At 35.3% G+C, this 20444-nt stretch carries 23 protein-coding genes; 17 read left to right on the top strand and 6 right to left on the bottom strand.

Going from position 1 to position 20444, the window contains the following annotated elements; all coding sequences use genetic code 11:
* Positions 1 to 39 precede the first annotated feature (39 nt).
* Both U8526_RS04030 and U8526_RS04035 read right to left on the bottom strand, forming a co-directional pair.
* The gene (locus tag U8526_RS04030) at positions 40 to 546 is read right to left on the bottom strand and encodes a GNAT family N-acetyltransferase (RefSeq protein ID WP_334340683.1); all 507 of its coding nucleotides are present in this window, start codon (positions 544 to 546) and stop codon (positions 40 to 42) included.
* A gap of 12 nt (positions 547 to 558) precedes the next feature.
* A complete protein-coding gene (locus U8526_RS04035) occupies positions 559 to 993 on the bottom strand; it encodes a GNAT family N-acetyltransferase (RefSeq protein ID WP_334340684.1) in 435 nt (144 codons plus the stop codon).
* A 160-nt stretch (positions 994 to 1153) separates the two neighbouring features.
* Here U8526_RS04035 and rsmG point away from each other — a divergent pair, with 160 nt between their 5' ends.
* From rsmG to U8526_RS04065, 6 genes are all read left to right on the top strand, one after another.
* Positions 1154 to 1879 (top strand): 16S rRNA (guanine(527)-N(7))-methyltransferase RsmG, encoded by a 726-nt coding sequence (gene rsmG, locus U8526_RS04040; RefSeq protein WP_334340685.1) that lies wholly within the window; start codon positions 1154 to 1156, stop codon positions 1877 to 1879.
* Positions 1880 to 2008: 129 nt separating this feature from the next.
* The gene (locus U8526_RS04045) at positions 2009 to 2785 is read left to right on the top strand and encodes a ParA family protein (RefSeq protein WP_334340686.1); all 777 of its coding nucleotides are present in this window, start codon (positions 2009 to 2011) and stop codon (positions 2783 to 2785) included.
* The gene (locus tag U8526_RS04050; RefSeq protein ID WP_334340687.1) at positions 2766 to 3635 is read left to right on the top strand and encodes a ParB/RepB/Spo0J family partition protein; all 870 of its coding nucleotides are present in this window, start codon (positions 2766 to 2768) and stop codon (positions 3633 to 3635) included. Before U8526_RS04045 ends, U8526_RS04050 begins: the two co-directional genes overlap by 20 nt.
* Positions 3636 to 3644: 9 nt before the next feature.
* On the top strand, positions 3645 to 3908 hold the full coding sequence (locus tag U8526_RS04055; RefSeq protein ID WP_334340688.1) for a DUF951 domain-containing protein: 264 nt from the start codon (positions 3645 to 3647) through the stop codon (positions 3906 to 3908).
* A 3-nt stretch (positions 3909 to 3911) separates the two neighbouring features.
* A complete protein-coding gene (ychF, locus tag U8526_RS04060) occupies positions 3912 to 5015 on the top strand; it encodes a redox-regulated ATPase YchF (RefSeq protein WP_334340689.1) in 1104 nt (367 codons plus the stop codon).
* 15 nt (positions 5016 to 5030) lie between these two features.
* Complete coding sequence (locus U8526_RS04065; RefSeq protein WP_334340690.1) at positions 5031 to 5777, top strand: DUF1129 family protein; 747 nt, start codon at positions 5031 to 5033, stop codon at positions 5775 to 5777.
* A 680-nt stretch (positions 5778 to 6457) separates the two neighbouring features.
* On the opposite strand, the gene U8526_RS04070 is transcribed toward U8526_RS04065, so the two are convergent.
* A complete protein-coding gene (locus U8526_RS04070; protein WP_334340691.1) occupies positions 6458 to 6655 on the bottom strand; it encodes a hypothetical protein in 198 nt (65 codons plus the stop codon).
* Between the two features lie 105 nt (positions 6656 to 6760).
* Between U8526_RS04070 and U8526_RS04075 the strand changes: the two genes are divergently transcribed.
* From U8526_RS04075 to U8526_RS04120, 10 genes are all read left to right on the top strand, one after another.
* Positions 6761 to 7447 carry a response regulator transcription factor gene (locus U8526_RS04075; protein WP_334340692.1) on the top strand — a complete coding sequence of 229 codons (687 nt, stop codon included), beginning with the start codon at positions 6761 to 6763 and terminating at the stop codon, positions 7445 to 7447.
* Positions 7448 to 7449: 2 nt separating this feature from the next.
* Entirely contained in the window at positions 7450 to 8541 is a 1092-nt protein-coding gene (locus U8526_RS04080) for a sensor histidine kinase (RefSeq protein WP_334340693.1), read from the top strand.
* Between the two features lie 23 nt (positions 8542 to 8564).
* The gene (locus tag U8526_RS04085) at positions 8565 to 9809 is read left to right on the top strand and encodes a D-alanyl-D-alanine carboxypeptidase family protein (RefSeq protein ID WP_334340694.1); all 1245 of its coding nucleotides are present in this window, start codon (positions 8565 to 8567) and stop codon (positions 9807 to 9809) included.
* 14 nt (positions 9810 to 9823) lie between these two features.
* Positions 9824 to 11353 carry a UDP-N-acetylmuramoyl-L-alanyl-D-glutamate--2,6-diaminopimelate ligase gene (locus U8526_RS04090; protein WP_334340695.1) on the top strand — a complete coding sequence of 510 codons (1530 nt, stop codon included), beginning with the start codon at positions 9824 to 9826 and terminating at the stop codon, positions 11351 to 11353.
* A 4-nt stretch (positions 11354 to 11357) separates the two neighbouring features.
* Complete coding sequence (locus U8526_RS04095; protein WP_334340696.1) at positions 11358 to 12098, top strand: aspartate/glutamate racemase family protein; 741 nt, start codon at positions 11358 to 11360, stop codon at positions 12096 to 12098.
* Between the two features lie 627 nt (positions 12099 to 12725).
* Positions 12726 to 13331 (top strand): hypothetical protein, encoded by a 606-nt coding sequence (locus U8526_RS04100; RefSeq protein WP_334340697.1) that lies wholly within the window; start codon positions 12726 to 12728, stop codon positions 13329 to 13331.
* A 117-nt stretch (positions 13332 to 13448) separates the two neighbouring features.
* The gene (locus tag U8526_RS04105; protein ID WP_334340698.1) at positions 13449 to 14324 is read left to right on the top strand and encodes a metal ABC transporter solute-binding protein, Zn/Mn family; all 876 of its coding nucleotides are present in this window, start codon (positions 13449 to 13451) and stop codon (positions 14322 to 14324) included.
* Complete coding sequence (locus U8526_RS04110; RefSeq protein ID WP_442886207.1) at positions 14324 to 14995, top strand: ATP-binding cassette domain-containing protein; 672 nt, start codon at positions 14324 to 14326, stop codon at positions 14993 to 14995. The genes U8526_RS04105 and U8526_RS04110 overlap by 1 nt, the downstream gene beginning before the upstream one ends.
* 2 nt (positions 14996 to 14997) lie before the next feature.
* Entirely contained in the window at positions 14998 to 15795 is a 798-nt protein-coding gene (locus U8526_RS04115) for a metal ABC transporter permease (RefSeq protein ID WP_054642695.1), read from the top strand.
* Positions 15796 to 15810: 15 nt separating this feature from the next.
* A complete protein-coding gene (locus U8526_RS04120; protein WP_334340699.1) occupies positions 15811 to 16218 on the top strand; it encodes a GtrA family protein in 408 nt (135 codons plus the stop codon).
* Between the two features lie 51 nt (positions 16219 to 16269).
* Here the strand turns inward: U8526_RS04120 and U8526_RS04125 are convergent, their stop codons facing one another.
* The 3 genes from U8526_RS04125 to U8526_RS04135 all read right to left on the bottom strand — a co-directional run bounded on the left by U8526_RS04125 (position 16270) and on the right by U8526_RS04135 (position 18922).
* Complete coding sequence (locus tag U8526_RS04125) at positions 16270 to 16947, bottom strand: TVP38/TMEM64 family protein (protein WP_334340700.1); 678 nt, start codon at positions 16945 to 16947, stop codon at positions 16270 to 16272.
* Positions 16948 to 17036: 89 nt separating this feature from the next.
* Positions 17037 to 17909, bottom strand: a complete 873-nt coding sequence (scrK, locus tag U8526_RS04130) for a fructokinase ScrK (protein ID WP_334340701.1) — start codon at positions 17907 to 17909, stop codon at positions 17037 to 17039.
* Positions 17910 to 18067: 158 nt separating this feature from the next.
* Positions 18068 to 18922 (bottom strand): helix-turn-helix domain-containing protein, encoded by an 855-nt coding sequence (locus U8526_RS04135; protein ID WP_334340702.1) that lies wholly within the window; start codon positions 18920 to 18922, stop codon positions 18068 to 18070.
* Positions 18923 to 19222: 300 nt separating this feature from the next.
* Here U8526_RS04135 and U8526_RS04140 point away from each other — a divergent pair, with 300 nt between their 5' ends.
* Complete coding sequence (locus U8526_RS04140; protein WP_334340703.1) at positions 19223 to 20437, top strand: MFS transporter; 1215 nt, start codon at positions 19223 to 19225, stop codon at positions 20435 to 20437.
* Positions 20438 to 20444 lie beyond the last annotated feature (7 nt).

The raw sequence follows: 20444 nt of genomic DNA on the forward strand, positions 1-20444 counted from the left end.
AGCGATACATTTCACAAGTGTGATTTGTATCGCTTTTTGTTATAGCTTGAGTTTCATAATCAAGTCTTTTTGAAGCAGACCGTTTAATTTGAAAGGAACACTGCTAGCTTTCTGAAAACCAAATTGTTTATAAAAATGGAGTACGGAATCATCATGTTCCCAGACACGACTCCAAATTAGGTGTTGTTTGAGTTTTTTAGCTTTGTGAAGGGTAAATTGAAGTAGCTTTGTTTCTAAACCAATGTATTCAAAGCCTTTACGTAAATAAAAGCGATCAATCTCTAAGGCTTCTGCGGTAAAGTTCAATTTCAAATAACCAGCTAATTTGTGATTGTAGTAAACAAAATAAAATTTAGAATCTGGATTTAACATTTCCTGTGCTAGTTGTCCGTAGTTGTAATTTTTAAAAGTATAATTGGAAAAATCTTTCGAGGCCTTAAAATGACGAAAACTATCATTAAATGTTTCAATGCTCAACTTCTGCAGTTTAGGCAATTCGGCATAATCGATTTGCTCAATATTAATGGGAAGAGTAGTTATATTCATATATGATCACCTCTAATTGTTCTCTAGTAGCATGTCTAGATGCGGAATATTGTCTTCCAAATAGACTTCAGAAATGGCCTGAAAACCAAAACTAGCATAGAAATCTTGCAAGTATGCTTGGGCTTGGATCTGAATTGGTTTATTAGGAAATCTTCGTCTTATTTCATCAATGGTGGCTTGGACAATTTTTCGACCCAAATCATCTTTTCGATATTCTTTAACTACTAGTACGCGGCCAAAAGTTATATGGTCACCTTTGTCAATAATGCGGGTATAGGCCTTGAGATGGTGGTCTTCTATTAAGCAAACATGGAGATCATCAAAGTCATCGTTGTCAACTTCTTGATAAGGGCAATTTTGTTCAACAACGAAAACAGCTACTCTTTGTTTAAGAATCTCAATCAGTTCTTTTGGCGTAAGTTCATTTGTGTGTTTGACAGTTATCATGATTTGCCCCCCAGAATTTAAATTGATTTTAGTATATGATTTTATTGTTGTAAATGCAACTATATTTTGGTGAAACTTCTAGAACTCATCATTGAATTAAGTGTCTCATTAATATAGGATTAAAGAGTGTGAAACAGTGTTTCACGAGTGGAGGTATTTAATGAAACCGGAAGAATTTTTTGAAGCTTTAGCCCAAAAGGGTATTGAATTAAGCGATGTTCAAAAGGAACAATTTGCGACTTATTTTCATGAACTAGTTGAGACCAATAAGGTAATGAACTTGACCTCAATTACTGATGAAGACCAAGTTTATTTGAAACATTTTTATGATTCAATCGTGCTCGGTTTTGTTGACGAAAAGATTTTAAACGAAGAATTAACTTTGTGCGATGTTGGATCAGGTGCAGGTTTTCCATCTTTGCCATTAAAAATTATTAATCCTAAATTAAAAATTACAATCGTTGATTCATTGAATAAACGAATCAAATTTTTAGAGGGATTAGTTAATAAACTTAATTTAACTGATGTTAGTTTAGTTCACGGACGTGCTGAAGAAGTAGGCAAGAACCCACAATTTCGTGAAAGTTTTGACGTTGTGACAGCTCGAGCAGTGGCAGCCATGAATGTTTTAACTGAATTTTGTTTGCCATTAGCAAAAGTTGGCGGTCAATTCGTAGCTATGAAGTCTGAAAAAGCTCCTGAAGAAGTAAAAAATGCTGAATACGCAATTAAGACTTTAGGCGGAGAAATCAAACAACAAGAATCAGTTGAATTACCAAATGATGCTGGAATTCGTAATTTTATCTTCGTTGAAAAAATTTCTAAGACACCTAAAAAGTACCCTAGAAAGCCTGGTACTCCAGCTAAAAAACCGCTCGTGAAATAATTCCAAACTATTAAATAATATTGTAAAAATGATAAGATTGTATAGTTATGGCAAAAGCGCCAAAAAAGTGATTACCATAGATAATATTTTTTGAAATTGTCGAGCAATTTCTAGAGATAGGGGAATAAAATGGCACGAAAAATATCTGTTGCAAATCAAAAAGGTGGTGTCGGAAAAACCACAACCACCATCAATTTGGGAGCATGTTTAACTGATCTGGGCCAAAAAGTATTAATAGTAGATACTGATCCTCAGGGAAATGCCACTAGTGGATTGGGTATTAAAAAGGCCAACGTGGAAAAAGATGTCTATGACGTTTTAGTCAATGAATATCCACTTAAAAAGACCATTATTCATACCAAACATAAGAATCTTGATATCGTGCCAGCCACAATCCAATTAGCTGGTGCGGAAATGGAATTAACTTCAATGATGGCGCGTGAAACTCGATTACGTGCTGGACTTGAAGAAGTGGATGCTGATTATGACATTATCTTGATTGATTGCCCACCTTCATTAGGTCAGTTATCAACTAATGCTTTTACAGCCAGTGATTCAATCATTATTCCTGTTCAAAGTGAATATTATGCTTTGGAAGGTTTGAGTCAATTATTGAACACGATCCGCTTAGTTCAAAAACACTTTAATACAAACTTAGCCATTGAAGGCGTCTTGATCACTATGTTAGATGCTAGAACAAACTTGGGTGCGCAAGTTGTAGAGGAAGTAAAATCATATTTCGGCGATTCGGTTTATAAATCGATCGTACCTAGAAATACACGCCTAGCTGAGGCTCCAAGTTACGGACTACCAATCGTTGATTTCGACGACAAGTCAAGAGGTGCGCAAGCTTATCGTGATCTTGCCAAGGAGGTGTTAAAGCGTAATGGCATCAAGCAAAAATAAAAAGGGTTTAGGTAGAGGAATCGACGCTATCTTTTCTGAATTCGAAGCCATTGATGAAAATAGTGAGACTGTAGTTGATCTATCAATCGATGATATTCGTCCTAATCCATATCAACCTAGAAAAACTTTCGATGAACACGCTCTAAAAGAGTTGGCTCGTTCAATCGAACAAAATGGTGTCTTTCAACCTATCATCGTCCGTGAAAGTGTTAATGGCTTTGAAATTATTGCTGGTGAACGTCGTTTTAGAGCAAGCAAAATTGCTAAGAAGACAACGATTCCTGCAATCATTCGTCCCTTAAGCGAGTCAGGCATGATGGAGATTGCTGTTTTGGAAAACTTGCAACGTGAAGATTTAACACCGTTAGAAGAGGCTGATGCATATCAAACTTTGATAACCAAATTAAATTTGACTCAAGAACAAGTTTCTCAAAGATTAGGCAAGAGTCGTCCTTACATTGCCAATTACTTGCGTCTATTGAATTTGCCAGAAGCAACTAAGAAATTAGTACAGAATGGTAAATTATCAATGGGACAAGCTAGAACTTTACTTAGTTTGAAAGATAAAGAACAAATTGATAAACTCGCTAAACGTGCAGTGGAAGAGGATTTAACAGTTCGCCAACTTGAACAATTAGCAACTGAATCCAAACACGATAGCAAGAAAAAGAAACGTATTATTCAAAAATCACCTTATATCAAGGCGACTGAAGAAAAATTAGTCGAAAGATTTGATACTCCTGTTACTGTTAGAGAAAACAGAAGTGGTCATGGAAAACTTGAAATTGATTTCTCAAATACGGATGATTTGAACCGTATTTTAGACATATTAGGAATCCATTTAGATTAGAGGAATTGTATGTTTAAACTTGGAGATATTATCTTAATGAAAAAACCTCATGCTTGTGGGGTAAACCGCTGGGAAGTTATCCGAATGGGTGCGGATATTAAAGTTAAATGCTTGGGATGTGGTCATATCGTCATGATTCCACGTGCTGAATTTAAGAAAAAATTCAAAAAAGTATTAACACAAGCCGACCAGGTGAAAACGGAAAACGAGCAACATTATTTGACTAAAAATCAACTAATGCCACCTAATTTTATTAAAGGAAACGAGGAATAACTAATGGCTTTAACTGCCGGAATTGTAGGACTACCAAACGTTGGTAAGTCAACTTTATTTAACGCTATCACAAAGGCTGGTGCCGAAATGGCTAACTATCCTTTCGCAACAATCGATCCTAATGTTGGGATGGTTGAAGTACCAGACAAACGTCTATCAAGAATCGATTCTTTGATTCCTGCTAAAAAATTAATTCACACAACTTTTGAATTTACAGATATCGCTGGTATCGTTAAGGGTGCTAGTAAAGGTGAAGGACTTGGTAACAAGTTCTTGGAAAATATTAGACAAGTTGATGCTATCGTTCACGTTGTTCGTGCATTCGATGACGACGATATCACAAGTGTTACTGGTAAAGTTGATCCACTAGATGATATCGAAACAATCAACCTAGAATTAGGTATCGCTGATTTGGACAGTATCAATAAGCGTTACACAAGAGTTGAAAAAGCAGCTAAGAGTGCCAAGGATAAAGAGGCTCAAGCTGAATTTGCTGTTCTAGAAAAGATCAAGCCAGTTCTTGAAAAAGGTGGAGCTGTTCGCTCAATCGAATTCAATGAAGAAGAACAAAAGATTGTTAAGGGATTATTCCTATTAACTTCTAAACCCGTTTTGTACGTTGCTAATATTGCCGAAGACGACATGGCAGACCCTGAGGGTTCAAAGTACTACAAACAAATTGAAGATTACGCTAAGAAAGAAAACGCTCAAGTTATCGGTGTTTCAGCTAAGACTGAAGAAGAAATCGCTGAATTAGATGATGACGAAAGAAAAGAGTTCCTTGAAGCTGAAGGTGTTACAGAATCAGGACTTGATAAATTGATTAGAGCTAGTTACAAGTTATTGGGACTTAGAACTTTCTTTACTGCCGGTGGTAAGGAAACACGTGCATGGACATTCCATGAAGGTATGAAAGCACCACAAGTTGCCGGAATTATTCATTCTGATTTCGAACGTGGATTTATCCGTGCTGAAGTAATGGCCTTTAGTGATCTAGACGAATTAGGTAGTGAAAAAGCCGTTAAAGAAGCTGGTAAGTTACGTGTTGAAGGTAAGGATTATGAAGTTCAAGACGGCGATATTATCGAATTTCGTTTCAATGTCTAGTCCAGGGGGAGCAAAATGTCAGAGGATTTAAGAGAAAAGAATAAAAAGGCTGCTGAAAAGCAAAAAGTTGCTTCAGCTAAAAATGAGAAAAAAGAAGAAGTCACAAGCCAAATTTACAGCGCCGACGCTGACGATTTGAGTAAAAAGTTAAGTAACAAGAATGCAGAATATGTTTTCAAACTTAACAAACACTTGTTAGACGATGGTTTCAAAGAAGAAGAAGCCAAAGAAGTTATCGACGGTTTACTACCTGAAATGATTGATAACCAAATTAAGGGTATTCCAGCCAATCAACTTTATGGACCAGTTACTCAAAAGGCTAAAGAAATTGCTCATCCAGTTAAGAAGCCTAAGAAGACACCATTCTGGGGACTATGGATCGATACAGCTTTGTTATTCTTTGCTTTGTTTGGATTACTATACGGAGTCGTTGCCTTAACTTCCAAGAAGACAGATCCTAACAATCAAACAGGTATCTTAACATTGATCGTCTTGTCATTAATGTGGGGTGCATTGTTAACATGGTTCAACAACCAAATGAGACTACCAAAATCAGAGAGACCTGGTTGGGGTAAGACAATCGGTTACTTAGCACTAGGATTAGTACTAATGTTCATTTTCTTAGGAGCAATGGCATTCGTACCAACAACAATTAATCCAACACTTAATGCGGTCGGTTACTTCGTAGCTGCAGTAGTAGCATACGGAATTAGATTTGCTTTCCGTCGTTATATGGGAATCAAAGAAAAGACGTTCTTCTAGAGAATAGACTGTAAAAGAAGATGTGCTAAGAATGTCGTCTTCCACAAAAACTGGGAATGCATTGGAACGCTGTGGGCGCGCTTTGGAGCTAATTATTTTACACTTCGTGCAAAATAATGGATCTTCAAAGTCGGCCTCATTGTAAATGGCAAAGCCATTAACAATGATTTCACGGCTGAATGCATTCCCAGTTTTTGTTCCAGACTAAAGAGAGCTTCGACTTTTTGATTTAAAGAAAATTATTTAATTGAATATGTTTTAATTAAAAGAACAGCCTCTATTGGGTATTTCAAGACGAATCATTCGTACTTGAATACTTAATAGGGGCTGTTTTTATTTGTTATTTAAAGCTAAGTAACGGAGTAGGATTAGTTCATGCCAACGAACCTGAGTCGGAACGCGGATGCTTCTTCTGGGTAAAAAAATTTCTAAATCATAAAAGAAGTACTGGATTAAATACTCTATCTCAAATCAAACAATAGAAGTACTCTTTAGTCCGGAGCAAAAATTGGGAATGCGTTCAGCTATGAAGTTATTGTTATCGGCTATGCCGATTACAATAAGACCGATCTTGGAGATCCATGATTTCGTGCGAAGAACGAAATTATTAGCTCCAAGTCGTGTCCATAGCGTTCCAACAGCATTCCCAATTTTTGTGGAGGACGGCAATTCCACCGCTACTATTTAACTCTGAAAAACTGCACTAAACCATACAAACCATAACCACCAGCAGCGGCCTGCAAAATAGTCATGATCGTGCCAACTTTTTTAATATTCAAATTATGATCAAAATGTAATTCGTATTGAACGAAGGCAATCACGGCAACTGAAAAGACAATAATCAAAACAAACTTTAAACGCTTTTTTAAATAATCCATAAAAACTCACTTTCACGGTCTAATTAGTAATCTAGTTCTATCTTATTGTATAATACTAACTAGTTGTATACTTGTAAATATATGTACGCTTGAGAGGTCTATTAGATGAAAATCTTAGTGGTTGATGATGATAAAGAGATTGTAGAACTACTTAGTATTTATATTAAAAATGAGGGTTACGAGCCTATTACGGCTAACTCTGGTCAAGAAGCGTTGGACCAATTAGCAGCTCATAGCGATATAGCGCTGATGGTCTTGGATATCATGATGCCTGGAATCGACGGGATTGAAGTCGTTAAACGAGTTCGTAAGAATTCACAGATTCCAATCATTATTGTTTCTGCCAAAACGACCGATATGGATAAGATCCAAGGACTAATAACGGGTGCCGACGATTATGTAACGAAGCCGTTCAATCCATTAGAAATAATGGCACGAATTCGGTCACTACTACGTCGCAGTTCCCAACAGACAGCCAAGAATGTACCTGATAAATTGGAAGTGGGACCAATTACTATTTATAAGGATTCACATGAGGTAGTAACGGACTCTGATCAAAAAGTTCAATTGACGGCACTAGAATTTGGTGTGCTCTATTTATTAGCTAGTCATCCGAACCGAGTTTTCTCTGCCGACGAAATTTTTGAAAGAGTTTGGAAACAAGAAAGCGTCGTTTCGGCAAAGACCGTTATGGTCCATGTCAGTCATTTGCGCGACAAATTAGAAGAAGCAACCAATGGTGAGAAAGTTATCGAAACCGTTTGGGGTGTTGGCTACAAAGTGGAGGTTTGATTTTGAATAAACGAATCAAACTGAATGTAAAAGAAAAAGGTGTCCTCCTTTTTGAAGGAATAGGCACCTTTCTTTTATTTCAGATTATCAATCTTATTTTAATAGGAGCGGTCGGCAAAAATAGCTTTGTCGAAAATATCAAAACTAATCTGTCCAATCTTTTTAGTGAAAAACTTTGGATCTTAGTTTTGGTCCTTTTGATACAGCTGATTTTGGCGGTTATGATGTCTTTAACGATGTATCATCGCTTCGAATTGCACCAAGTTCAACAAATTCTTCAAAGTAGCGCCACAACTAATTTGCCCAAGCCAATTGAAGTTAAAGTTAATCAGAATTTACAAGGAATTATCGATAATTATAATTTATTGATTTCAAATATGAATCGTCGTTCTAAGGAACAAGAACAATCTGAGAAGAGTAAAGACGAATTGATCAGTAATGTTAGTCATGACATTAGAACGCCTCTAACCTCAGTTATTGGCTATCTAGGACTAATTGAAAGCAAAAATTATAGTGATTTGGGTCAAATTTTGAAATATACTCATATTGCCTATAAAAAATCTTTGGAAATGCAAAATTTGGTCAATTCGTTGTTTGAATTTGCTAACGTCCAACATGCGACAAGTCGTCTGAATATGACTCAATTCGACATGGCACAAATGTTAGATCAATTGTCAGCTGACTTCGAATTGGAAGCCAATAAACGTGGGATGGAAATTATCGTTAATTCACGTCCTGACAAGATAATGATGAAGGGCGATACTGAAAAATTAGGCCGAGTTTTCAATAACTTGATCATGAATGCCTTTAAATACGGTAAAGGCGCCACTCATATCTGGTTAACCGCTGAACAAAAAGAAAAAGAAGTCGTTGTAACGGTGGCTAATAATGGCCCAGCCATTCCTGAAGAGTCTTTGAAACATGTCTTTGACCGCTTTTATCGAGTTGAGGATTCACGTTCCAAAAAGACTGGTGGAACTGGCTTAGGCCTAGCGATTGCTCAAAGTATGGTTAAACTACACGGTGGGACAATAGCAGTTACATCTGATAAGGAAAAGACGTCATTTGTAAGTCATTTTCCGATAACTCAATAAAGATTGATTTGCGAGGTTTAATAATGAAAAAGTTCTTTAAAAAGTTAACATTGGTAATATCGTTAGTTATTTTGACGTTACCTTTGTTTGCATCAACTGTTCAGGCTGATTCACAATCTAGTTTGGACTTAAATGCAACTGCTGGAATGGCTTTTGATGAAAAAACAGGTCAGGTTATTTACAGTAAAAATGCAAATCAAAAAGTTGCTATTGGTTCGATTACTAAAATAATTACACTTTACTTAGTAACTAAGGCTTTAAAAGATGGTCAAATTACTGAACAAGATACACTCCAACCAACGCAAGCACAGGCTGATATGACTAAGGACAACGAATTGACTAATGTAAAACTTGATGTTAACCGTTCCTACACAGTCAAGCAGCTTTACGAAGCAGCATGGATCGTATCTTCCAATTCAGCGGCTATGATGTTAGCTGATAAAGTTGGGGGCAGTCAACACGCCTTCGTCAAAATGATGCGGAATACTTTGAAGGATTGGGGTATTAAGGATGCTGAAATTAACAACGTTTCGGGATTAAATAACTCTGATCTGGATTCAAGTATGTATCTTGGAAATGCTGACGGTGAAAATAAATTGTCGACGAACGATATTGGTGTCATTGTTAAACATGTTTTGGACCAGTATCCTGAAATTTTACAAACCACTTCTATGGCTAAATTAGATTTTCCCGCTGACAATGAAACTAAGACTTATAATTCGTTGAACTTATTATTAAAGGGTCAACGTGATTATCAAGAGGGCTATGAATTCGATGGTTTAAAAACGGGTACTACTAAACAGGCTGGAGAATCATTTGTTGGGACATTGCCGATGGATGGAACTCGTATCGTAACGATCGTAATGAATGCTCAAGGTGAAAGTGACGATGTCGATAAACGTTTTAGAAGTACACAAAAATTAGCTCACTATGTAAAAGATAACTTTGAATACAAAGAAACTTTGAAAAAAGGTTCAGAAGTCACAATTAACAAAAAAAAGTATGAAATTAATCAATCTAGTTATATTTGGGTGCCAAAGAATTTTAATGTTGAAAATTTAAGTTATAATGAAAGTAGTAACGACTTAGGTTTTACTGCGAAACGTAATAAGCAAACGGTAAAATTAATTGCTGCTAATACTGCTAGTGGTTATCTTCCGTTCAAAAAGGCAGATGTTAAAAAGATAATACACAAGAAGACTAGCCAGAAGTCTTGGTGGGATCAGATCGTTGAATTTTTTGATCATCTATTTAAACATCTATTTTAGGAGCAGGTGAAAGAATGAGTTTGAAAGTAAGTAAAGCTATTGAGATTTTGAAAAATCATGACTTACTAGTTTCTGATTCAGTAAGCGATGAAAATCTCGAAGTAACAAAGATCAGTTACAATTCTAGAGAAGACCAAACCAATGGAATTTTCTTCTGCAAGGGGAATCAGTTTAAAGCAGAGTACTTAGACCAAGCAATTAAAAATGGTGCCAAAATCTATGTTTCCGAAAAGGAATACAGTACTGACATTGATCGTTTAATCGTTAAGGATGCTTCAAAGGCTTTGGCATTATTGAGTGCAGAGTTTTATGGCAATCCTCAAAATGATTTATTTATCGTAGCCTTCACAGGTACTAAGGGTAAGACGACAACTTCATACTTTACATATGATATTTTGAATAGTGCTTATCCTAAGAAGGTTGCTTTGTTCTCAACAGTCGACAGAATTGTTGGACCAAAGCCAAGCGACGAGTTTAAGTCAGATTTAACAACTCCTGAATCAATGGAATTATTCCATGATATGAGAAGAGCTGTTGATAATGGTATGAAGTACTTAGTTATGGAAGTATCTTCACAAGCCTACAAGAAGAACCGTGTTTATGGTTTGAAGTTTGATATCGGTGGTTTCTTGAATATCACTCCAGATCATATCGGACCTAATGAACATCCTACATATGCTGACTATTTGAATTGTAAGAAACAATTAATGGTCAACTCGAAAGTAAATATTATTAATCGTCAAACAAACGACTACGATACAGTTCTAGCCGCTGCCAAAGAAACAAGTGCTGACAAGGATATTTACAGATTTGCTAAAAATGAAGTCGGTGACACTGACTTTAGTATCCGTAACAAAGAATCTAATCTAAACGACTCCGTCTTTACCTATACAGCTGAAAGCGACAAAGCTGAAGACTTACAAGATCATGGTGAATATACTTATCAACTAGGTCTTGTTGGTGACTTCAACGAACTAAACGCTGGTGCTGCAATTACTGCAGCTAAAATTATGGGTATTGATAACGAGGTGATCGCTGATAGTTTAAAAAAAGCGTTCGTCCCGGGGAGAATGGAACATATTAATACCAAGAACCACGGGACAATCTTTGTAGATTACGCCCACAACTATGCTAGTATGAATGCTTTATTAAGTTTTATTAAGCGTGAATACCCTGAATCAAAAGTTAAAGTTGTAGTTGGTAGCCCTGGTGATAAAGGGGTTTCTAGACGTGCAGGCTTTGCTAGAGTCCTAACGGAACTAGCTGATTCAGCGATTTTAACAACAGATGATCCTGGATTTGAAGATCCAGCTAAAATTTGTAAGGAAATCGATGATCAAATTGACCACGAAAAGGTTTCCGTCAAAACGGTACTTGATCGTCAAGACGCTATTCGTGAAATGATTACCTCAAGTAATGATGGTGACATTATTGTTCTTGCTGGAAAGGGCAATGATCCATATCAAAAGACTAAGGGTGTCGATGTACCTTATCCAAGTGATCCAGTTGTAGCTAAGAAAATTTTGAAGGATATCGAAGGTTAGAAACATGAGGAAATTCTTTACAGTAATTGGCGGTATGGGTAGCCTTGCCACTGAAAGCTATATACATTTGCTAAACGAGAGGACTCCTAGCAAGAAAGACCAAGATTACTTAGATTATATTTTGGTCAATCACTCAACCGTACCTGATAGAACCGCACATATTTTAGATCACAGTAAACCTAGCTTTTTACCTCCTCTAACAGAGGATATTAAGCAACAAAGCTTATTGAAACCTGAATTTATGGTAATTATTTGTAATACAGCTCACTATTACTATAAAGAATTGCAAGCAGCGACTGATATTCCGTTGATTCACATGCCACATATGGCAATCAGTGTGATGAAGAATAAGTATCCTAAGGCCAAGCGAATCGGATTGATCGCTACTAAGGGAACAATTGCTGACCACATTTATGAAGATGAAATTAAGAATGCCGGTTTTGAATTGAGTCTGGGTGATCAAGCCGTTCAAGATGAAGTCGAAAGTTTGATTTATGACGACATCAAAATTAAGGGTAAAATGAATGCTCCTAAGTATCACAAAATTTTACAAACGATGCATGACAAGTTTGATTGCGACGTTATTGTTTTGGGATGTACTGAGTTATCATTTGCCCAAGAGAAAGCTCCAGACCATCCTTACCAAGTTATTGATGGACAAGGAATTATCGTTGATAAATCAATCGAACTTGGTCAAAAGATTCGTAATGGCGAAAAAATTGATTATACGAAGATTTATGGATAGATGTAGGGCGGAATATGTTTAAATTGCCGTCCTCCGCAACAAATGGGAATGCTGTTGGAACGCTATGGGCACGATTTGAAACTAATTATTTTGCACTTTGTGCAAAATAATGGATTTCCAAAGTCGGCCTCATTGTAACCGGCAAAGCCGGTAACAATGATCTCATAGCTGAACGCATTCCCATTTGTTGCTCCGGACTAAACAGCACTTTGAATGTTTGGTTTGAGGTAAATTATTTAATCTAATGAATATTTTTGAGTTAAAGAGGTACTCATATCGATCGAATTCAATTGATTGATATGAATGCCTCTTTTATTGTTTCTTACTCAAACTTGGTTGTAGTGAAAAACTTGTCGTTTCGGACTAAGTTCAGCTTTTTTATCAATCGTTTTAAAATCTAAATACTAAATAGAAAACAGCTTCTATTAAGAAGTTCAGGCATATCTGTATGTCTTGAATACTTAATGGAAGCTGTTGTTTTTATTTAGAGATTTGATTATGTAGCACTAGAAAATCTCTAAACACTGTCATCTAATTCTTACGGTTCGGTAATGTTTCTCGTGGAACATTGCAAAAAAATACTTCGTTCCTATATAATGATTAATACAAGGAGGTACTTTTAATATTATGTTTAAGAGATTATCGCTTTTTACAGTGATTTTGTCAGGGGTTTTATTAGCGGGTTGCAGCAGTCAACAAGCTACAAGTACAAAATCAAATACTGGATCTGAACAAACAGAAAAGAGTACTAAGAAGTCAACTCCAGAGAAATCTGAGGGATCTGACCAATCAAGTTCTACTTCATCTTCATCGGATTCATCAAATGATGGTAAGCAAACAAATAGTGACAGTAATGACACTAATAATAACAGTAACAATAGTGGAACTACTAAGAGCAGTGACTCTACACAAACCGATCAAAGCTCAACAAGTAGCAATGATAGTAATAACAGTAGCAACACAAACAATACGAATAACAGTCAATCATCACAAAATCAAAATTCTACACAAGCACAAGGAGTTAACATTACGACATCTGACCAAGCTGTTTCTTTCTTAGCTGACAAGTTGAGTTCAACTTACGATAAAACTACTACACAATATGTAGCAAATGGTAAAGTTACTTGGAATAATGTTAATGGTTATCAAATAAATATTTATAGCAAGAATTCAGATTCACCAGTGGGAAGCTATTTAGTACCAGCTAATGGTCAATATTTCCAAATCTGGTAAACTTTAATCACTTGCCTTTATAATAAGAATTAGTTATATTTTTCAGAGGTCGGATCAAAACTTTGTTTTGTTCAGGCCTCTATTTTAGTTCAGTAATTATTTGAATAGAGGGAAAGAATGCGAAAAAGAAATTTCATTTTACTAGCTTTACTTTCGCTGTTGATAGTTTTAGGGGGTTGTAGTCGTCGCGATACTTCACAAAAGATCATTACGACCACAGTCAACACATACAAAGAACCGATAAAAAGTGTTGTTGGAAATAAATATCAAGTTGAATCGATCATCAAGTCAGTCAATGTTGACCCGCACAGTTTTTCGGCTTCAAGCAATGATGCTAAACAAGTTGCGGATTCACAATTGATTGTCGCTAATGGTTTGGGGTACGATGATTGGGTTGAAAAAATTGTCGCGGCTAATAGTCAAGAAAGCAACATGATCGATTTTTCTCGGGATGTTTTGAAAAAAGAAAATGGCGATAACGAGCATGTCTGGTTTGGCGTTAAGAACGTTCAAGAACTGACTCGAGCTGTTTATAAACATATGTCAAAAGTGGATCCAAAAAATCGTGCTTATTATCAAGCTAATTTTAAGGAATATAAATTAAAATTAAATCGTTTAATCCAAAGAGAAAAAGCATTGAAGAAGTACACGGCTGGTAAAAAGGCTTATGTAACTGAACCACTACCTTACTATCTCTTGAAAGATCTGGACGTGAAAATTGCTAATCAACATTTTGCCAAAGCCATTGAAGAAGATACGGATCCTTCTATTAAGGATGTCAAAAGTATGGAAAATGGTTTGAAGAATCATAAGGTTAGTTTCTTAGTTGTTAATAAGCAAGTTACTAGTGGAATCATCACTAAGATGACGACTCTTGCTAAGAAAAATCATGTACCAATTATTTATTTCACGGAAACATTACCAAGTGATTTAGGATATTATAGTTGGATGGATCAAAATATTAGTCAGATTGAAAGGATAGTGAAGGAATAATCGTTATTAAGGCAGTTAATTTAGCCAAGCGCTTTGGTAAGCAACTGGTTTTTCAAAATTTAAATTTTCAAATCAATGATGGCGACTTTATTAGTTTGATTGGGCCGAATGGTTCTGGTAAAACAACTTTAGTCAAAATGATTATGGGTTTGGAAAAGAAGTCTAGTGGTGAACTAATCGTTGATCACAAGCAAACTATCGGTTATGTACCACAATTTAGAAATATTGATATCGATTATCCTTTGAATATCGAACAATTTGTCCGTTTGAATCTTAAATTCACTTTAAGCCCTAAAAAGAGACACGCTGACAATCAATTGATTAAACGAATTCTGGATAAGACAGGTTTGATGGAATTAAAAGATCGTCCTTTGGGATTAGCTTCAGGTGGAGAGAAACAAAAAGCTTACTTAGCACAAGCACTTTTGAATGATCCTAAAGTACTGATTTTAGATGAATCAACGGCCAGTTTGGATGTTGAAGTTAAGATGCAGTTGATGGATCTAGTAGAGGAATTGAATCAAAAAGAGAAATTGACAGTTATTTTTATAACCCATGATTATGAGTTAACTAAGAAGTATACACATCGAGCTCTATTTTTCAGAAACCATGAATTACAAGAAGTCGATGTGAAAGATGTTTCAGAAGATATGTTTGAGATGGGAGGTTAAACATGTTTGAATACGAATTTATGAGGGAAGCCTTCATTGCTAGTACTTTCATCGCAATCACAGCCGGTTTAGTCGGTGTTTTCGTTGTTTCTAGAAATATGTCTTTTCTTTCTCATACATTATCTGAAATTGGCTTTGCGGGGGCTTCTTTTGGAATTTTAGTGGGAATATCACCTTTAGCGGGGATGATTATTTTCACTCTAATTAGTTCTGTAGCCGTTGGTAGTTTGAGTAGTGAATCGTCAAGGCGAGAGGCATCGATCAGTGCGATATCGTCATTATTCATTGGTTTAGGAATTTTATTCTTGTCGCTATCTTCGGAATCAAGCAGTTACGCTACCAATATTTTATTCGGTAGTATTGTCGGTATCAGTTCCAAAGAAGTTAATCAGTTGATGATTTTGGCCTTATTCGTCATTTTTGTCTTTATTATTTTCTATAAGCCATTGTCGTTTGATTCATTCGACCATATTGGCGCTCGTGCCGCTGGTTTAAAGACAAGACTATTATCTGTAGCCTTTTTAGTAACATTAGCTCTGAGTGTCAGTATTGGGGCTCAGATCGTGGGTTCATTATTAGTCTTTGTTTTATTGACTTTACCGGGAGCTACGGCCAAATATTTAGTACATTCAGTGCCAAAATTAATCATGGTTTCAGTAGGATTATCGTTAGCCGGAGTTTGGTTAGGTTTATACTTAGCATTTGTAACCAACTGGCCAGTGACCTTCTTTATTTCAGCTTTTGAAGTAATTGCTTACTTCTTAGGATTAAGCTATAAAAATTGGAAATTAAACCATTAAGGACGTTAGTGAATTATGAAAGAATTATGGAATAAATATAAAGATATGATTCCCTATGCTTTTTTCGGAGTCTTGACAACAGTAGTAAATTACGTGGCTTTCGCTTTATTGTGGCGCGTGATGGGAATGAATTCGCAAATTGCTAATGCGATTGCGTATTTGATCTCGGTTATCTTTGCCTATGTAACGAATAAATTATGGGTATTCAATTCTCATACAACGACATGGAAAGCTTTTTTCCAAGAAATGGGTTCGTTCTTCCTATTTAGGGGTGGTTCATGGGTCATTGATCAAGGTACGATGTTTGTCGGGATGATTTTACTGCATGGTAATGGATTTATCGTTAAATTGATTGCTAACGCCGTGGTCATTATTTTAAATTACGTATTTAGTAAGTTTATTATTTTCAGAAAAAGAAAGTAAACAGTGAAAAAGGTACTTTATTAGATAATGTTGTCTAATAAAGTACCTTTTTCATTTTCTGGCTGTAACGATTCGTTGATCACGACGGATGACTTCACATAGTCCAAATAGTAACAATAAAATTACAACGGCTATAATTACGGCTTTAGTATTACCAAAAATTAACTCATCACCACCGAAAGCATAAAGAAATGAGACTGGTAGTGATCCAATCAAAATACATAGAATTTTGTTTTTTAACGACATCTTTAACTCTAAGGATGCATAATTGACTAATAATGTTGGCAACATAGGAATGGCATAACCAATACTCAATCCGATTCGAGGGTGGTGCATATTTTTCAATTTATCAGTGAGATAACGAAAACGACTGGGCTTGATTTTGTGTGGGAATGATTCGAGAATATTAATGGCTAATAAATTACCAATAACGATTCCAGAAATATTGATACCAAAACCGATCCAACGTCCAAAAAGTACGCCTGATAAGATGGCAACTGCAGCAATGGGAACACCAGGAATGGCTGATCCAATCGCAATCACTGCCATGAATAAAACGGCGTTATGTTTACCTTGATGTCTCAAAAGATTGATCAGAGTTTTTCGGTCGAGGGTGTAGTTAAAAACATTTATAACGACGTTACGATAATTGAGCCAAAGAATAGCAAAAAGAATTATAAGCGCAAGCAAACCGATAGTAATAAAGAAAATTTTATGACGAAGTTTCATATAAACACCTCAGAGTTGGAGTGTGAAAAAATCCCAGTATGGACCATTGATGGTTTCCACACTGGGATTTTTAGTAATACATAAATTAATTATTCTTGTAATTCGCGGATAGCCAAGGCGAAATCACCTAGTGTAGCTGAACCGTTATTTTTAATTTCTGGCATTGTAATATATTTTTTCAAATCTGGTACTTCAACGTAATCGTTTAGTAAGTTTTTGAATTGGGCACGAACCTTATCTAGGAATGGTTCACTGACAACACCGCCACCAAAGACGATCTTGTCAGGTCTAAGGATAAGTGTAGCTTGTAGAGCTGCTTGAGCAACGTAATAAGCCATGATATCCCAAACATGATTTGTCAAAGGAACATCTTGTCCTTTAATGCCTAAACGAGCTTCGAATGTAGGGCCAGCAACTAGTCCTTCAAGACAGTCACCGTGGAATGGACAAACACCCTTGAAATCTAGATCGTCAGGATGACGTTTTACAAGTGTGTGCCCCATTTCTGGATGTCCAATACCACCAACAAATTTACCCTTATCAATAGCACCGGCACCAACACCAGTACCAACAGTGTAATAAACTAATGAATCAATCTTTTCATTAGATAGGGTAGACATGACATATTCACCATAAGCTGAACCATTAACATCAGTTGTCCAGAACATTGGAACATCAAAAGCTTCTTTCATTTTGCCAATGAAATCAGTATCTCTCCAACCTGGCTTAGGTGTAGATGTGATGTAACCATATTTTGGTGAGTTCTTACGTTGTTCGATAGGACCGAATGATGCAATTCCTAAAGCCTCAATATCAAATTGTTTAAAATAATCGATTGTTTTTTGCAATGTTTCTTCTGGTGTAGTTGTTGGAAAATGAACGCTATCCTTAATACGATAGTCTTCGTCACCAACAGCACAAACAAATTTTGTTCCACCTGCTTCAATACTTCCTACTAACACAATAATCTCTCCTCAATCTTGGTAATCGTTTTCAATACTAATAAGATACTATTAATTTTTTTCAACGTCAAATCAGATTAATGAAAGAATGAAAATATATTATTAAATAATTTGAAAATTATGAATATAAAATGACCAAAAAATACGTTTAGTATTAACTATAGATTTAAATAATCAATGCCATTCTTTTTGAGAAACGCCAATGCCTTTTCTCCTATTAGGTGGTTGCCTATGAATTTAGCAAATGAATAGGCCTGAATCGTATATTGAATAGCCTCAGAATGTTTACCTTGTTGTTCTGCCATCTCTGAAAGTAGGTAGTAGAATGATTCAACAAAATATGAGCTGCCATTTCTTTGGGCCAAATTTAAACCAGAAGTAGTAATATCTATACATTTTTCAAGCTTGTCATTATTGGCATAGTACATTCCCAAATTATCGTAAATTAATAGAGACCAAAAGAGATTGTCATTAGTATTGTAGTTTTTAAATAATGATGCAGTTTGTTCAAAATAAAAATTAGCCTTCGTAATATCGTTCTTTTGACTATAGGCTACACCTAATTCGCAGGTTGCAAGAATGGTAAATATGTCAGAGATGTCATCGTGAAGTAGCAATAACTGATTGAAACCAAATATTGCATCATCAGAGTTATTAGTGAGCCACATTTCGGCATCCGTTTTTAAGAATTGATAATGAGCTTGCTGGTCTTTATCGTCAGTTTGTTGAAAATTCTTTAATGAGTGTATAACCTCTTGATATTTATAATTCATGCTAAAATGGTCTGCCTGCATTAAAATCTGATCATTTTCAGTAGCAATATCGTTAATAACAACATCACTTAATTTTAAACCTAGACGATTCAACAGTTTAACTAGGATAGTACTTCCTGGAGAAGTAGAATTTCTTTCCAAGGAACTGATGGTTCCCTGTGTAGTAATATCTTTGGCTAAATCAGATTGAGATAAACCTATCTTTTTTCTGGTTTGTTTTATTTTATTTCCATCTATCATTTGAATACCTCTAAAAAAATATTAATTTTTAAATAGTTATATGTGAAAATATTGAAAGTGATATTGATAATAATTTAATTATATACTACTTTTTACTTTTATTTTTACAAAAAAGGTAAATTTATTATTCTAATAAACAAATAATACTAAAGAATCACACTTTAGTTTTTAAAAGGCAAAATTCATCATCAAAGTTTTAAATAATATAATACAATTAAAAAAATATTAGTATTCTATTGAAAATGGCTTTTTAGAGAGTTATAACTGATATTAACAAATTGATGTGAATGGGGTGGGTGCATGGAATTGGTGGAATCGGATACGACGAAGCAATTGATTAAAGCTGGAATTACGACAGTTGTTAATGATTTGGGGGCATCGATATTTAACTACGCGCTGTCTTTAAAATTGTTACAAGTTACCGGATCAGCAATGGGATATGGAACAAGTTTAATTATTGGACCATTGATTGGTGTACTTGTTGCTCCTTGGGTAGGAAATACTGTTGATAGTTATCAAAGAAAACATATTGCTTTGATTGCCGAAAGTGCACTTATTTTGACCCTCATTGTATATTTCTTTGTTTTTGAATTATTTCATACCAATATTCTCATCTCAGCGATTGTTGTTGTGTGTTTGAATAATATTACGGCTCGTTTTTTTACTATCTCATATTTGTCGTCGACCCCGCAGATTGTAACGGGGGATCATATTCAGAAACTTAATTCCATTGAATCAACTGCAGCAACGGTATCAAGCATTTTGGCGCCGGCGATAGCGGGATTTCTATTTGGTATTATGGATTTTAAATGGATGATTGTTTTACAAATTGTGACGGAAATAATGACTTTATTTTTAACGATGGCAACTCACTTTGATAGTAATCCGGTAGATAAAACTAAAAAGAAAATTCAAAACCTAAATATTTTTAAATCACTAAATAAATATCCAACAGTGCTTTTCTTTTTAATAGTAACGATGTGTCTCAATATTACTAGTACTGCTCTTGTTATAGGTATGCCTTATGTTGTTATACATACGTTGAAATATTCAACAACAATCAGTGGAAATATTGAAGGAATTTATTCAATTGGAGCTCTTATTGGTGGAATCATCATTACAATAGTTAATTTAAAAAATACTTTTGGATTTATAAGAAATATGTACTGGGCAACTAGTACACAATTACTTATTTTAGGTTTGATGTTATTTACCTTGCCACGCTATGTTTTATTCATTTTTGCATTTTTTGAATTTGTTATTGGCGTGTTGGACGCTATGTCTCAACCTCCAATGTTTACATACATACAAAGAACAGTTCCGGAGGGAGATCTTGGTAAAGTTAATACTTCAATGTATACTGCTGCGCAAATACTTACGCCAATTGCAGTATTCATATTCAGTATTGTATTTTCAAAAGTCAATTATCAAATGATTTTCTTGATTAATGGAATAATTAGTCTGCTTTTGACATTTTTCTTATTAGAAGTTATTGGTAAGAGAGTGGCAGAGTAGATATAAA

The sequence above is a fragment of the Companilactobacillus sp. HBUAS56275 genome (genome assembly GCF_036913655.1).
Classification (GTDB): Bacteria; Bacillota; Bacilli; order Lactobacillales; family Lactobacillaceae; genus Companilactobacillus; species Companilactobacillus pullicola.